Source organism: Streptomyces sp. NPDC020801, from assembly GCF_044334385.1.
In the GTDB taxonomy this organism is placed as follows: domain Bacteria; phylum Actinomycetota; class Actinomycetes; order Streptomycetales; family Streptomycetaceae; genus Streptomyces.
This window is the reverse complement of sequence record NZ_JBIRST010000025.1, coordinates 1-14,706: the sequence shown is the minus strand read 5'-3', so window position 1 is coordinate 14,706 and position 14,706 is coordinate 1. Positions and strand designations below refer to the sequence as shown.

Sequence of the window (14,706 nt, the reverse complement as noted above, 5' to 3'; positions counted from 1 at the left end):
ATCCGCTGCTCAGAAGCCCTTTGGTGATCAAGCCGCGCTTCCCGCGGTCCACTCGCTCCATGTCATGTTCCAGCCATTGAGCCCGTTGTCCGGGGCCACGGTCCGGTCCGGGGAGTGCTTGACGATCACGACGTCCCCGATGAGCGAGTTGTCGTAGAACCACTTCGCGGTGGTGTCGCCCTGCGCGCCCTGCACGTCCGCCATCCCCACGCAGCCGTGGCTGGTGCCCTCGCGCCCGAAGGGCGGATTGCCCTTGTTGTACCAGTAGTTGCCGTGGATGAAGGTGCCGGAGGTGGTCAGGCGCATCGCGTGCGGCACATCCGCGATGTCGTACTCGCCGCCCAGGCCGACCGTCTGGCTGTTCATGCGGGTCTGGGTGAACTTCTCCGAGATCACCATCGCGCCGTTGTACGTGGTGTGCTCCGGGCTGCCCGTGGAGACCGGGACCGTCTTCACCGTCTGCCCGTCCCGCACGACCGTCATGGTCTGCGTGGCCGCGTCGACCGTGGAGACCTGCGAGCGGCCGATCGTGAAGGTCACGGTCTTGTTCTGCACGCCGTAGACGCCGTTCGCGCCCTGCACGCCGTCCAGGTTGATCTTCATGGTGACCTTGGAGCCGGCCTTCCAGTAGTCGTCGGGCCGGAAGTCCAGCCGCTGCGCGCCGAACCAGTGGCCCACCACCTGCTGGCCGCTGCTGGAGGTGACCGTGATGTGCGACTGCACGGCCCTCTTGTCGCTGATCGCCTTGTCGAAGGTGAACGACACCGGCATCCCCACGCCCACCGTCGAGCCGTTGTCCGGCGCGTAGGTGCCGATGAAGCTGTTCGCCGTGGTGACGGTCGTGAAGATGGAGTTGGCGGCCGCCGTACGGCCGCCCGCGTCCTTCGCGGTCGCCGAGATCTGGTACTTCGTCCCGCGCTCCAGCTGCTCCTTCGGCTTCCAGCTCGCACCGTCCGCCGAGATCGAACCCGGTACGGCCTGCCCCGACCCCGCCACGGTCATCTTCACCTCGGTCAGCCTGCCGCCGCTGACCTTCACACCCGTTGCGTTGATCGACGCGCTGGTCGAACCGTCCTTGGCCGAGATGGCGATCTTCGCCGTGGACGTCTTGACGGTGCCCTTGCCGCCGTCCTTGCCGTCGTCCTTGGCGCTGGCGTCGCCGCCGCATCCGGTGAGGGTGAGGGCGCCGACCATCAGGGCGGCACAGGCCCCCAGTGCGCGCCGCGCTGCTATGTCCGGCGTTGTCACGGGCTGCTCCTGGTACGTGTGGTGGGCTGGATTCGCTTGATCCGCTGCAATGCGTGGGTAAAGAGGGAGCGGTCGCCCACTCGGGTTCCCGGCGTTCGGCCCGAACGTCATCACGTGACAGAACCGGGACATTCGCGGGCTCGCTGCGACATGAGGGACACCCGGGGCCGAACGGCGTTGTCAGTGGCGGCGGTTAGCCTGCGCGCGTGATCGAGACGACCGGCGACGACCGCCGCTTCCCGCCCGCCCTGACCGATGTGGCCCGGACCGACTTCGACTACGACGACGGCGAGGGCATCGACTTCGAGCCCTACGACGACTTCGACTCGGCCGAGGAGACCACCCACTGGCTGCGCCAGTGGACCGGCAACCACGAGCTCGACGGCGACGCCTACCGGGTCTTCGGGCAGGACGGCACCGGCGGACTCGCCGCCCTCTGGTACGCGCGGCCGGGGCGGCCGCTCGCCGAGCAGCCCGTGGTGTTCATGGGCTCGGAGGGCGAGTGCGGCGTGGTGGCCGGGAACCTCTCGGACTTCCTGTGGGTGCTGGCCGACGGCTGCGGCCCCATGGAGGCCGTGGAGCACGCGGAGCGCGCGGCGCGCCCCGACGCGGCACTGACCGCGCTCGCCGAACGGCACGCCACCACCCCGCGCCGGACCGCCCGGGAGATCATCGACGAGGCGCGGGCCGAGTTCCCCGCCTTCGCCGACGACATCCTCGCGCTCTGCCGCTGAGCCGGACCGAAGACCGCCTCCCGCTCCGGCGCGCCCGGCTCCTGCCTCCCGGCTCAGCGGGCCCCGTACAACTCCTCGTACGCCGGCCACGCTCCACCCGGTCCGTCCACCGACTCGGCGGCGCGTACGGCGCGGACGATCGCTCGGGTCACCTGGTCCGCGCCGGCCGCGAGGATCTCGTTCAGGGCGAGCGGCTGCCCGCCGTCCAGCGGGCGGGCCCCGGTGGCCAGCGCGAACACCGTGTCCCCGTCGTTGAGCAGATGCACCGGCCGTACGGCGCGCGCGATCCCGTCGTGGGCCGTCCCGGCCAGCTTCTGCGCCTGCGCCTTGGACAGGTCCGCGTCGGTGGCGACCACCGCGAGCGTGGTGTTCAGCGGAGGCGGTGCGTTCCGCGCGGCGGTCTCGGCGAGCCGCAGGCGCGCGGTCTCGTGGACCTCGGCGTCGGGGTACCGCACCCGTCCCTGGAACAACTCCCCGTAGAGGGCGCCCGTTTCGGGATCGACCGCCGATCCGGCCGCGTTGGCCACCACCAGCGCCGCCACCGTGATGCCCGAGTCGAGCACGGTGCTCGCGGTGCCGACCCCGCCCTTCACCGGTCCCACGGTCGCTCCCGTCCCGGCGCCCACGCACCCCTGCGGCACGCGCCCGCCCGCCTCGCCCGCCGCGGCCGCCTCGACCGCGGCACGCCCGGTGGCCGCGTCCGGCCGGGCCCGGAAGTCCCCGCCCCGGCCCAGGTCGAAGACGCAGGCGGCGGGTACCACCGGCACGACGTGCGTCGGGTCCGGTCCGACGCGCACCCCGCGCCCGCGCTCCTCAAGCCAGGCCATCACCCCCGAGGCGGCGTCCAGCCCGTACGCACTGCCGCCGGTCAGCACCACCGCCTCCACCTTCTGCACCAGGTTGCGCGGGTCCAGGGCGTCGGTCTCCTTGGTGCCGGGACCGCCGCCCCGTACGTCCACGGCGGCGACGGCGCCGCCCTCCGGGGCCAGCACGACCGTGGTCCCGGTGAGCCAGCCCGCGCTCCTGCGCGTGGCGTGTCCCACCCGCACACCGGTGACGTCCGTCAACGCGTCAACTGTCATGGGAGTCAGTCTCCCCCGCGCGGGCCCTGGGCACCGGGCGGTCACGTCGCCTGTTCCGCCGCCCGCCCCGCACCGCTTCCGGCGGCCGGCCGTGCGGTCAGGGTGACGCCCGTCGCCACCGCCAGCGCCGAGACGAGGCCCGCCGCGAGGACCGCCCAGTCGCCCAGGAAGGTGCAGCAGATCACCAGCAGGGCAGTGGTGGGCAGCACCAGTTGCCGGGCCGTGCCCACTTTGAAGTGCCGTGAGTGCAGCGCCCAGACGGTGATCAGATACAGGGCGGTCGGCAGGGTCACGGCCGCCGAGGCCGCCAGGACCGCAAGGTGCGTGCTGCCGACGGCCTGTTCGACCGCGACCTCCAGCCCCGCGCCGATCGCCGCCGCGGAGGCGAAGATCAGGTAGTGGCCGTATCCCCACAGGAACGACTGCCGGTTGGAGCGCAGATGTGTGTGGATCGGCACCGTGAAGTAGATCCACCAGGCGGAGAAGACGGTCAGCAGACCGCCCGCCGCGATCGGCAGCACCTCGCCCGGCGCGTTGTGCTCGGCCACGCCCGACTTCACGGCGACCGTGGCCGACGCGACCGTCTCGCCCAGCACGATGATGGTGAACAGCCCGTACCGCTCGGCGATGTGGTGCGGGTGCCAGGAGGTCGCGCGGTCCTTCTCGGCGTACAGCGGTACGCACAGTTCCACGATCGCCATCACCGGAAACACCCACGGCCGGGCGGCCACCGGCAGCAGCACCAGCCCCAGCCAGCCGACCTGGCACAGCAGCACACCGCCGGCGTACCGCAGCGCCGTGCGCCGCTCCGGGCCGCGGGCCCAGCGCGCGGCCCGCAGCCACTGCGCGGCCATCGCCAGCCGCATGATCAGGTAACCGAGCCACACCACGAAGAAGTCGTGGTCCTCGAACGAGCGCGAGATCCCCGCGGCCAGCACCAGCACACCCGAGATCTGCACCAGGGTGACCACTCGGAAGAGCACGTCGTCGTTGTCGTACGCCGAGGCGAACCACGCGAAGTTCATCCACGCCCACCAGATGGCGAAGAAGGCCATCGCGTAGTTCAGGATCCCGTGGCCCGCCCGGCCCTCGGCCACGGCGTGCACCAGTTCCACGCCCGCCTGCCCGACGGCCACGACGAAGCACAGATCGAAGAAGAGCTCGAGCGGTGAGGCGACCCGGTGAGCCTCGCCGCGGCCGCGTGCGGTCAGCGGGCGGAGGGCCGGCGCCGGGCGTGGCGGGCCCGTGGGGCCCGGTCTCGGGTCGGAACTGGACGTCATGGCACCCAGCACAGCAGAAAACGGCCGGGAATTCCCGGGACGGCCGGGCCGGCCGGGGACCGTACCCTGGAGACATGAGTACCGCCCCCGAGCCGCGCGATCCGAAGAACGCGCTGATCTTCGACGACCCGCTGAGCCAGCAGTCCACGGACGACACCGACCACGGGTGGGGGGAGCGGACGGACGGCGACAGCGCCACCGACCTCAAGCGCTTCCTCGACGAGAAGCCGCCCCACCACCTTTGAAATCCACGGCCCGGCCGGGATGCGGCCGCTACCGCCCGGCGTGTTCCGGGCCGCGTCGCGCGACCAGCTCGTCGCGGATCTCCTTGAGCACCTGCAGCTCGGTCACCTCGACGACCTCGTGCGCGTCCTGCCGCGCCTTCCTGCGGGCCTCCTGCCGGGCCAGGAACTTCGCCATGGGCAGGACCATCAGGAAGTAGACCACCGCGGCGGTGATCACGAACTGGAGGGCGGCGCCGAGGACCGAGCCCCACATTATCTGGATGCCGTCGGCGCCCTTGCACGTCGAGCTCAGGCATGAGCTGTAGTGGTCGAGGTTCTTGGTGCCGATCGCTCCGACGACCGGGTTGATCATCCCTTTCACCACGGAGTTGACGATGTTGCTGAAGGCGGCGCCGACGACCACCGCGACTGCCAGATCGACGACGTTCCCGCGCATCAGGAAGGCCTTGAAGCCCTGCCAGACGCTCGGGTCCTTCTCCTTGCTCACCTGGGGCTCCTTCGTGGACGTGCCGGTTGCGGAACAAACAGCTCCGCAACCTACGGCTCACCACAGGGTCACCGCCAGCCTGGCCGTCACACCCGCGCCCGCCAGGCGTGCCGCGGTCGATCGCGGGACCGAGAGCGCGACCAGCGCCCCGCCCTCGCCCCCGACCGCGCCCCCGGCGTCCACCGGCTCGGGAACCTTCGTCACCCTGGCTCCCCGCGCCACCACCCGGGCCTGACCGGCCGCCGCCGGGTCCCCCGCGGCGATCACGTCGACCCGGTCGCCGGGGCGCAGCAGCCGGACCGTGGCCGCGTCGGCGATCCGCACAGGGACGGTCACCATGTCCGTGGCGTCCGTGGCGTCCGTGGCGTTCGTGCCTTTCGCGCTCTGCACCTGCCCTGTGGGGCCGCGCTCCCGCTCTCCGTCCGCCGCCGACGCCGGGTGTCCCCGGGCCGGGCCGCCACGAGGGGACTCCGGTGCATCCGGCGCGTCGCGTGGACCCGCCGCCACGAGCGCGGCCGCCGTGACGGCCAGCCCTGCCGCCACTGCCCGCCTCCGGTGCCGTACCAGCCGGAGCAGCTGATACCGCCCGCCCCGCACCCGCACCGCCGCGAAGTGCGGCACCTCGCACGTGGCCGGGGCGTCCGCATCGGGCCGGCCGCGCACCGAACCGGGCCGCAAGGCACCAGAGCGGTTGGCGGACGCGGAAGCCGAGGGGACGGAGGACACAGAGCACGACGGGACGAAGGACGCAGAGCACGACGGGACGAAGGATGCAGAGGAGGACGGGACGGAGGACGGAGAGGAGGACGGGACGGAGGACGGAGAGGAGGACGGAGAGGAGGACGGGACGGAGGACGGGACGGAGGACGGAGAGGACGACGAGGACACGGGTCACCACCACCTGCGACAGAGGACCGGCATGGATTGCGGCTTGCGATGCCACGATGGGGCATCGCGCCGCGGCCCGCCGGAGCCCGTGCGTTACTCGCGGGTTGTGGACAACTCGCTGACCCGAACGAGGAATTCCAGCCGCTACGGCAGCGCGAACCCCGGGTCCATCCCGCCCAGCGCGTTCGCGCACAGGCAGTCCCGCTCTCCGGCGGCGGGCAGCGCGGCCACCGCGTCGAACAGGACACCCCGCAGCCGCTCCATGTTGGCCGCGAAGACCTGCAGCACTTCCTCGTGCGAGACGCCCTCGCCGCTCTCGGCGCCCGCGTCGAGGTCGGTGACCAGGGTTATCGAGGTGTAGCAGAGCTCCAGCTCGCGGGCGAGCGCCGCCTCGGGATGGCCGGTCATGCCCACCACCGACCAGCCCTGCGCCCGGTGCCACAACGATTCGGCACGGGTCGAGAAGCGCGGCCCCTCCACCACGACGAGGGTGCCGCCGTCGACCGCGTCCCAGTCCCGGCCGCGCGCCGCCTTCAGCGCGGCGGCCCTGCCGGCGGGGCAGTAGGGGTCGGCCAAGGAGACGTGGACGACGTTCGGCACGGTGCCGTCGGGCAGCGGCAGCCCGTCGAAGTAGGTCTGCGCCCGGGACTTCGTACGGTCGACGAACTGGTCCGGCACGAGCAGTGTGCCCGGCCCGTACTCGGGGCGCAGACCGCCCACCGCGCAGGGCCCGAGGACCTGGCGCGCGCCCACGGAGCGAAGCGCCCACAGATTGGCCCGGTAGTTGATGCGGTGCGGCGGAAGGTGGTGGCCGCGGCCGTGCCGGGGCAGGAAGGCGACCCGCCGGCCGGCGATCTCGCCGAGGAAGAGGGAGTCGCTGGGTGCCCCGTACGGCGTGTCCACTTGGACCTCGGTCACGTCGTCCAGGAAGGAGTAGAAGCCGGAACCACCGATGACACCGATCTCTGCGTTCGCCATGACCAGCACACTAGCCGCCCGCGGAAACGCCGAAGACCCCGCTGTCCGGTGACGGCGGGGTCCGTTGGAGAAACGTCAGGCGGCGGAGCTGCCGGCCGAGCTCGTGGACGACGAGGACGACGAGGACGACGAGGAGCTCGATCCGGACGACGAGGAGTCGCCCGGGCTCGACGAGGACGAGGAGGCGGACGAGCCCGACGACTTCGACGCCGAAGCCGGGCTGCTGCTCGACGAGGAGCCGCGGCTGTCGTTGCGGTAGAAGCCGGAGCCCTTGAAGACAATGCCGACCGCGGAGAACACCTTCTTCAGGCGGCCAGCGCAGCTGGGGCACTCGGTGAGCGCGTCGTCGGTGAACTTCTGCACCGCCTCGAGGCCCTCGCCGCACTCGGTGCACTGGTACTGGTAGGTGGGCACTGTCTTCCTCCTGGCACTCTCACTCGATGAGTGCTAACGACGGTCCATAGTGACGCATTCCCCGGGATCAGTCCACTGCGACAGGGGTGCGGTGACCGACGCCACGTGCGACGGTGCGGCTGCGGGGCCGCGCCGCGAGCCGTGACCTGAGGGTCACCAGGGTCGCGAGGGCCAGCACCGTGCCGGTCATCGGGACCAGGAAGCCGGCGCCGCCCCACAGGCGGTCCTCCAGCTGTCCGGCGACCGTGACGGCGGCCGCCTGGCCGAGCGCGACCGCGCCGGTGAGCCAGGTGAACGCCTCGGTGCGGGCGCCCGCCGGCACCAGGCCCTCGACCAGCGTGTAGCCGGTGATCAGGGCAGGCGCGATGCACATGCCGACCAGCAGCCCGAGCGCGGCCAGCAGCAGCACCGAGTGCGCGGTCCACAGCGCGGACGCGGCCAGCGCGAGGGCGGTGTAGCCGAGGAGGAGACGCCGCTGCGGGGCCGCCTTCCAGGCGATCGCACCGCAGGCGATGCCCGAGAGCATGTTGCCCGCGGCGAAGGTCCCGTAGAGGACGCCGTTGAGGCCGGGCCGGCCGATGGACTCGGTGAAGGCGGCCAGTGAGACCTGCATGCCGCCGAAGACCGAGCCGATGCCCAGGAAGGTCACGATCAGCACGCGCACACCGGGGACGCGCAGGGCCGAGACGTGCTCCACGCGCGCGTGCCCGGCGGGGGCGACGGGCGGCTGGGTGTGCTTCTGCGCGGCGAACAGCAGGCCGCCGACCAGGGTCAGCCCGGCCTCGGTGACCAGGCCCGCCGCCGGGGCGACGGCGGTGCACAGGGCGGTCGCCAGCAGCGGGCCGACGACGAAGGTCAGCTCGTCCGTGACGGACTCGAAGGCCGCCGCGGTCGTCATCAGTGGGGAGTCCTTCAGGGTCACGCCCCAGCGGGCGCGCACCATGGGCCCGACCTGCGGCACCGAGGCGCCGGTCGGTACGGCCGCCGCGAACAGTGCCCACAGGGGCGCGTGCGCGAGGGCGAGGGCGGTCAGCGTCAGACCGGCCAGGGTGTGCACCAGCACGCCGGGGACCAGGACGGCCCGCTGTCCGTAGCGGTCGGCGAGCCGGCCGCTGTACGGGGCGAACAGTGCCATGGAGACGCCGGTGGCGGCGGCGGTGGCACCCGCCGCGCCGTATGAGCCGGTGGTGTGCTGCACCAGCAGCACGATGGAGATGGTGAGCATCGCGAACGGCTGGCGTGCGGCGAAACCGGGGAGCAGGAAGGTCCAGGCGCCGCGGGTGCGCAGCAACTGCCCGTATCCCGGGCGGGAGGAGCCCGTCGAGGTCTTCGCCGGGTCGGTGGTGGTGACCGTGGATACCACGGCCCGTGCCTTTCTGCCGCCTGGTAGCGCGGGCCCTTGGTACGGGCGCGCCGAGAGCTGTCCTCTTGCGCGGACTGCGGTAGATACCGTCGCCCACTGCGGGGGTCGACACGGCCGCCATACGGTCGCGCCAGCTCTGCGTCAGGCAGAGTTGGTTCGATCAGGGTGCGCCTTCATCGTACAGGGGGCAACGGCTCGCGTACCTGTGAAAACGAGCACTTCGGGGCCTGTACGCCTGTGATCGGGGTGGGTGTGAACCGTATGAAACGTGCCCTTAACGCGTACCGCCGGCGCCCACCCCGTTGGTGCCCAGCCAGCTGGCGAGCTTTCCGCCCCGGCCGACCGCGCGCAGCCGCCGTTCGGCCGCCTCGCGGACCGGGTCGGTGGCCACCACGAGGAGCTCGTCGCCGCGGCGCAGCACGGTCGTGGGCAGCGGGACGAACGACTTTCCTTCGCGTACGACCAGGGTGACCGCCGATCCGGCGGGCAGCCGCAGCTCGTTGATCTCCACGCCGTGCATCCGAGAGCCCTCCGGGATCGCGACGGACAGCAGATGGCCGCGCAGCCGTTCCAGGGGCGCCGACTCGATCCCGAGGTCGGCGGCCTCCTGGGTGTCGCCCAGGCGCAGCTGCCGGGCGAGCCAGGGCAGGGTCGGCCCCTGGATCAGGGTGTAGACGACGACCAGGACGAAGACGATGTTGAAGATGTGGCGGCTGGCGTCGACGCCGTTCACCATGGGGATGGTCGCCAGGATGATGGGCACGGCGCCGCGCAGTCCGGCCCAGGACATCAGGGTCTGCTCCTGCCACGGCACCCTGAAGGGCAGCAGGCTGGCCACCACGCTCAGCGGTCGCGCGACCATGGTCAGCACCAGGCCGATGACGAGGGCGGGCAGCACGTCGTCGCCGAGCTCGTGCGGGGTGACCAGCAGGCCGAGCAGGACGAACATGCCGATCTGTGCGATCCAGCCCAGCCCCTCGGCGAAGCCGCGCGTGGCCGGCCAGTGCGGCAGCCTGGCGTTGCCGAGCACCATCGAGGCGAGGTAGACGGCCAGGAAGCCGCTGCCGTGCGCGAGCGCGCCCGCGGCGTAGGCGGTGACCGCGATCGCCATCACGGCGATCGGGTAGAGACCGGAGGCGGGCAGGGCGACGTGCCGCAGGCCCCAGGAGCCGAGCCAGCCCACCGCGAGGCCGATGGCCGCGCCGATGGCGAGCTCCAGGGCTATCTCGCCCACCAGCACGTACCAGTGCTCGAACGGTCCGGCCGTGGAGAAGGCGACGACCAGGATGACCACCGGGGCGTCGTTGAAGCCGGACTCGGCCTCCAGCGTGCCCGTCACCCGCGCGGGCAGGGGGATCCTGCGCAGCACCGAGAAGACGGCCGCCGCGTCCGTCGAGGACACCACCGCGCCGATGATGAGCGCCTGCCGCCACTCCAGGCCGGTGAGGTAGTGCGCACCCGCTGCGGTGACGCCGACGCTCACCGCGACCCCGGCCAGCGCCAGCACGGAGGCGGCCGGCAGGACCGGCCCGATCTCCTTCCACTTCGTTCCCAGGCCGCCCTCGGCCAGGATCACGACCAGCGCCGCGTAGCCGATGACCTGGGTCAGCTCGGCGTTGGCGAAGTGGATGTGGCCGAGGCCGTCCTGGCCCATGACGACGCCGATCCCCAGGTACACGAGCAGGCTGGGGAGCCCGCTGCGCGAGGAGATCCGGACCGCTGCCACGGCGACGAGCAGGACCAGCGAACAGGCGAGCAGAAGCTGGTTGAGGTGGTGAACAGTCAGCTGCGGTTCCTCCCCTGGGCGCTCCGGTTACTTCATTAGCTTACCTAACTCTTGACGCTTTCTTGACGCTTCCCCGGGCAAGATCGAACGCCCGTCCGCGCCTGGACCCGACTCCGCGTCAAGTGCCACCGGGCCCTGCGCCTATGGTTGCTCCAGCACTCCAGTACCGCCTGCCGCTCGCGTTAGGACAGCAAGGACAGCGATGCCCCCCAACACCACCGCCTCAACGGGTGACAAGCCCGGCAAGTCCGGCAGGAAGAAGGGGCGAAAAGCCCGTCTGATCGGGCTTGTCCTGGTCCTGGCGATCATCGGAGGCATCGCCTACGGGGCCTACTGGTCCATCAGCACCGTGCGCGCCTCCTTCCCCCAGACCAAGGGCTCCGCCACGCTCCAGGGCCTGTCCGGACCCGTCGACGTCAAGCGGGACGGCTACGGCATCCCGCAGATCTACGCCTCCTCCGCCGAGGACCTGTTCATGGCGCAGGGCTACGTCCAGGCCCAGGACCGGTTCTACGAGATGGACGTGCGCCGCCACATGACCTCCGGGCGGCTGTCGGAGATGTTCGGCAAGGGCCAGGTCAAGAACGACGAGTTCCTGCGCACCCTGGGCTGGGACCGGGTCGCCAAGGAGGAGTACGACACGAAGCTGTCGGCCTCCGCCAAGAAGTACCTCCAGGCGTACTCCAACGGAGTCAACGCCTACCTCAAGGGCAGGGACGCCGAGGGCATCTCCCTGGAGTACGCGGCCCTGGGCCTCACCAACGACTACAAGCCCGCTCAGTGGACCCCGGTCGACTCGGTCTCCTGGCTGAAGGCGATGGCCTGGGACCTGCGCGGCAACATGAAGGACGAGATCGACCGCGCCCTGATGGCCAGCCGTCTGGGCCCCAAGCAGATCAAAGACCTGTACCCGGACTACCCGTACAGCCGCAACAAGGCGATCGTCACGCAGGGGCAGTACAGCGAGCTCACCAGGTCCTTCGTGGGCGGTGGCGGCACGAGCGGCGCAGGCACCTCGACGGGCACGGGCACCTCGACGGGCACGGCCACCACCACCGGAACGGCGGGCACCGGCACGGGCACGTCGACCGGCACCGGCGGTACGCCGGGCACCTCGGGCGCGCACGGCACCTCCGCCGGCTCGGGCGTGCAGAGCCAGCTGATGGGCCTGCACGACGTCATGGAGAGCCTCCCCACGGCCGTCGGCGTGAACGGCAACGGCATCGGATCCAACTCGTGGGTGGTCGCCGGGAAGTACACCATCACGGGCAAGCCGCTGCTCGCCAACGACCCGCACCTGTCGGCCTCGCTGCCCTCGGTCTGGTACCAGATGGGCCTGCACTGCCGCTCCGTCTCCAGCGCGTGCCCCTACGACGTCACCGGCTACACCTTCGCGGGCATGCCCGGCGTGGTCATCGGCCACAACCAGAACATCGCCTGGGGCATGACCAACTCCGGCGTCGACGTCACCGACCTGTACCTGGAGAAGCTCAGCGGCGACGGCTATCTGCGCGACAGCAAGACCGTCCCCTTCAAGACCCACGAGGAGACCATCAAGGTCGCCGGCGGCACCTCCAAGACGATCGTCGTCCGCGAGACCAACAACGGTCCGCTGCTGTCCGACCGCGACGACGAGCTCGTCACGGTGGGCAAGAAGGCCCAGGTCAACACCGCCGCACCCGACCGCGGTGACGGCTACGCCATCGCCCTGAAGTGGACCGCCCTGCAGGCGGGCACCACCATGGACGCCGTCTTCGCCATCGACAGGGCCAAGGACTTCGGCGACTTCCGGTCGGCCGCCGCGCTGTTCGACGTGCCGTCGCAGAACCTGATCTACGCCGACACCGAGGGCAACATCGGCTACACGCTGCCGGGCCTCGTCCCCAGGCGCGCGAAGAACGACGACGGTTCGATCCCGGCGCCGGGCTGGGACTCGAAGTACGACTGGAAGGGCTACATCAGGCAGGCCGAGCTGCCCTACGAGTACAACCCCGAGCGCGGCTACATCGTCACCGCCAACCAGGCCGTCGTCGACCCGGCCAAGTACCCGTACACGCTCACCACGGACTGGGGCTACGGCACCCGCAGCCAGCGGATCACCGACCTGATCCAGTCCAAGATCGACGGCGGCGGCAAGATCTCCACCGACGACATGCGCCAGATGCAGATGGACAACAGCAGCGAGATCGCCAAGCTGCTCGTGCCCAGCCTGCTGAAGATCGACATCGGGGACAAGGACGTCCGCCAGGCGCAGAAGCTCCTGGAGGGGTGGGACTACACCCAGGACGCCGACTCGGCCGCGGCCGCCTACTTCAACGCGGTCTGGCGCAACGTCCTCAAGCTGGCCTTCGGCAACAAGCTCCCCAAGGAGCTGCGGGTCAAGGGCCAGTGCCTGTGGGTCGAACCGGCCGACAACACCGGCCCGGCGGACGAGGCCGCCAAGGTCCGCGAGTGCGGCGAGCGGGACGCCGACCAGGCGCAGCCGGACGGCGGCGACCGCTGGTTCGAGGTGGTCCGCAGCCTCATGGACGACGAGAACAGCGACTGGTGGAAGACGCCGGCGTCGGGCCCCCGCCCCAAGGCCGACAACCGCGACGAGCTGTTCAAGCGCGCCATGATCGACGCCCGCTGGGAGCTGACCGCCAAGCTCGGCAAGGACATCGACACCTGGAGCTGGGGCCGGCTGCACCGGCTGTTCCTTAAGAACCAGACTCTGGGCACGGACGGCCCCGGCTTCCTGAAGTACATCCTCAACCGCGGACCCTGGAAGCTCAGCGGCGGCGAGGCCGCCGTCAACGCCTCCGGGTGGAACGCGGCCGGCGGTTACGGCGTGGTGTGGGTGCCGTCCATGCGGATGGTGGTCAACCTCGCCGACCTCGACAAGTCCAGGTGGATCAACCTCTCCGGCGCCTCCGGGCACGCCTTCAGCGCCCACTACACCGACCAGACGGGCAAGTGGGCCAAGGGCGAGCTGCTGCCGTGGTCCTTCTCGCCGGACGCGGTGGGCAAGAGCACGAGCGACACACTGGTGCTCAAGCCGTGAGCGGCTGACCGCACGCACGGGCGAAGGCCCTCCACGCGCGCGTGGAGGGCCTTCGCCGTACAAGCCCTGTAAAGCCCCGCAAGTCCTTTCAAGGCACCGTATGCCCCACCAAGCCCACCAAGCCCACCAAGCCCACCAAGCCGACCAGGCCGCGCAAGCGCAGGTCGGACATGTTGTACAGGTCGGACAGGTCGTCGGGTTCGCCGTGCGGGGGGCTGTCAGGTGCCGTCCGTGAAGCGGCGCACCCCCGACGGTGTCACCACCGCCTGCACCGGCCGGTCGTGCGCCTGGTCCGGGAGGTGCTCGACGACCTCGGAGTCGTACAGCAGCACCACGAGCGCCGGATGCGCGCCCGCCCGCTCCAGACGCGCCAGGACACGGTCGTAGGAGCCTCCGCCGCGCCCCAGCCGCATCCCGCGCGCGTCGACGGCTAGGCCGGGCAGCAGCACGACGTCGGCGGCCGTCACGGCGTCCGGCCCCAGGCGCTCGCCGGACGGCTCGAACAGCGCCATCTTCCCGCCGTGTTGCACGCGCGCGAGGGAGCCCTCGCCGGTGTACGCGCCCCAGTCCAGGTCGTTGTCGGGCAGCAGCGCGGGCAGCAGGACGCGCACACCCCGCGCGCGCAGTGCGTCGAGCAGGACCACGGTGCCCGGTTCGGTGCCCACGGAGACGTACGCGGCCACCGTGCCCGCGCGCGCCAGCTCGGGCAGCTCCAGCGCGCGCCGTGCCAGCGCCCCGGCCGCCTCCCGCACGTCGTCCGCGGTCAACCTGTTCCTCGCCGCGAGGAACTCCCGCCGCAACGTTCGCTTGCCAGGCTCGGTCGTACGTCCGATGTGACTCAAGGCCGTTTCCGTACCCTTCTTCGTGTACCCGTGCATATGCTCATACCAGAGCCAATGAACCGGAGCCGCGGAGCCCCCGCAAACGCAGCGGATAGGGTTGCGGGCATGACGCAGTCGCATCCCAGGATCAGCAAGGCTGTCATTCCCGCAGCGGGCCTCGGCACCCGGTTCCTGCCGGCCACCAAGGCCACTCCCAAGGAGATGCTGCCGGTCGTGGACAAGCCGGCGATCCAGTATGTGGTCGAGGAGGCCGTCTCCGCGGGCCTCGACGACGTCCTCATGGTGACCGGCCGCAACAAGCGGCCGCTGGAGGACC

At 71.1% G+C, this 14,706-nt stretch carries 14 protein-coding genes; 4 read left to right on the top strand and 10 right to left on the bottom strand.

The genetic code is table 11. From position 1 onward, the window contains the following. Positions 1-27: 27 nt before the first annotated feature. Positions 28-1,248 (bottom strand): Ig-like domain-containing protein, encoded by a 1,221-nt coding sequence (locus ACH4UM_RS35070; protein ID WP_398188509.1) that lies wholly within the window; start codon positions 1,246-1,248, stop codon positions 28-30. A gap of 206 nt (positions 1,249-1,454) precedes the next feature. Between ACH4UM_RS35070 and ACH4UM_RS35065 the strand changes: the two genes are divergently transcribed. Next, positions 1,455-1,982 carry an SMI1/KNR4 family protein gene (locus tag ACH4UM_RS35065; RefSeq protein ID WP_398188507.1) on the top strand — a complete coding sequence of 176 codons (528 nt, stop codon included), beginning with the start codon at positions 1,455-1,457 and terminating at the stop codon, positions 1,980-1,982. A 53-nt stretch (positions 1,983-2,035) separates the two neighbouring features. On the opposite strand, the gene ACH4UM_RS35060 is transcribed toward ACH4UM_RS35065, so the two are convergent. Both ACH4UM_RS35060 and ACH4UM_RS35055 read right to left on the bottom strand, forming a co-directional pair. Further along, complete coding sequence (locus ACH4UM_RS35060) at positions 2,036-3,064, bottom strand: P1 family peptidase (RefSeq protein ID WP_398188504.1); 1,029 nt, start codon at positions 3,062-3,064, stop codon at positions 2,036-2,038. A 41-nt stretch (positions 3,065-3,105) separates the two neighbouring features. Further along, positions 3,106-4,344 carry a low temperature requirement protein A gene (locus tag ACH4UM_RS35055; RefSeq protein ID WP_398188502.1) on the bottom strand — a complete coding sequence of 413 codons (1,239 nt, stop codon included), beginning with the start codon at positions 4,342-4,344 and terminating at the stop codon, positions 3,106-3,108. A gap of 74 nt (positions 4,345-4,418) precedes the next feature. Between ACH4UM_RS35055 and ACH4UM_RS35050 the strand changes: the two genes are divergently transcribed. Next, complete coding sequence (locus ACH4UM_RS35050; protein ID WP_398188499.1) at positions 4,419-4,589, top strand: hypothetical protein; 171 nt, start codon at positions 4,419-4,421, stop codon at positions 4,587-4,589. A gap of 28 nt (positions 4,590-4,617) precedes the next feature. On the opposite strand, the gene mscL is transcribed toward ACH4UM_RS35050, so the two are convergent. From mscL to ACH4UM_RS35020, 6 genes are all read right to left on the bottom strand, one after another. Beyond that, entirely contained in the window at positions 4,618-5,076 is a 459-nt protein-coding gene (mscL, locus tag ACH4UM_RS35045) for a large conductance mechanosensitive channel protein MscL (protein ID WP_398188497.1), read from the bottom strand. Between the two features lie 57 nt (positions 5,077-5,133). After that, on the bottom strand, positions 5,134-5,754 hold the full coding sequence (locus ACH4UM_RS35040) for a hypothetical protein (RefSeq protein WP_398188494.1): 621 nt from the start codon (positions 5,752-5,754) through the stop codon (positions 5,134-5,136). 354 nt (positions 5,755-6,108) lie between these two features. Further along, a complete protein-coding gene (locus ACH4UM_RS35035; protein WP_398188491.1) occupies positions 6,109-6,942 on the bottom strand; it encodes an S-methyl-5'-thioadenosine phosphorylase in 834 nt (277 codons plus the stop codon). A gap of 75 nt (positions 6,943-7,017) precedes the next feature. Further along, a complete protein-coding gene (locus tag ACH4UM_RS35030) occupies positions 7,018-7,356 on the bottom strand; it encodes an FmdB family zinc ribbon protein (RefSeq protein ID WP_398188488.1) in 339 nt (112 codons plus the stop codon). Between the two features lie 67 nt (positions 7,357-7,423). Then, positions 7,424-8,719, bottom strand: coding sequence for an MFS transporter (locus ACH4UM_RS35025; protein WP_398188485.1), 1,296 nt, complete (start codon positions 8,717-8,719; stop codon positions 7,424-7,426). A gap of 274 nt (positions 8,720-8,993) precedes the next feature. Continuing rightward, positions 8,994-10,505, bottom strand: coding sequence for a potassium/proton antiporter (locus tag ACH4UM_RS35020; protein WP_398188691.1), 1,512 nt, complete (start codon positions 10,503-10,505; stop codon positions 8,994-8,996). Between the two features lie 202 nt (positions 10,506-10,707). Here ACH4UM_RS35020 and ACH4UM_RS35015 point away from each other — a divergent pair, with 202 nt between their 5' ends. Next, entirely contained in the window at positions 10,708-13,548 is a 2,841-nt protein-coding gene (locus tag ACH4UM_RS35015; RefSeq protein ID WP_398188482.1) for a penicillin acylase family protein, read from the top strand. A 218-nt stretch (positions 13,549-13,766) separates the two neighbouring features. Here the strand turns inward: ACH4UM_RS35015 and ACH4UM_RS35010 are convergent, their stop codons facing one another. Next, positions 13,767-14,315 carry a 5-formyltetrahydrofolate cyclo-ligase gene (locus ACH4UM_RS35010; protein ID WP_398188479.1) on the bottom strand — a complete coding sequence of 183 codons (549 nt, stop codon included), beginning with the start codon at positions 14,313-14,315 and terminating at the stop codon, positions 13,767-13,769. A gap of 180 nt (positions 14,316-14,495) precedes the next feature. Between ACH4UM_RS35010 and ACH4UM_RS35005 the strand changes: the two genes are divergently transcribed. Beyond that, positions 14,496-14,706 (top strand): sugar phosphate nucleotidyltransferase (locus ACH4UM_RS35005; protein WP_398188477.1); only part of this gene is annotated, 211 nt, incomplete at its 3' end.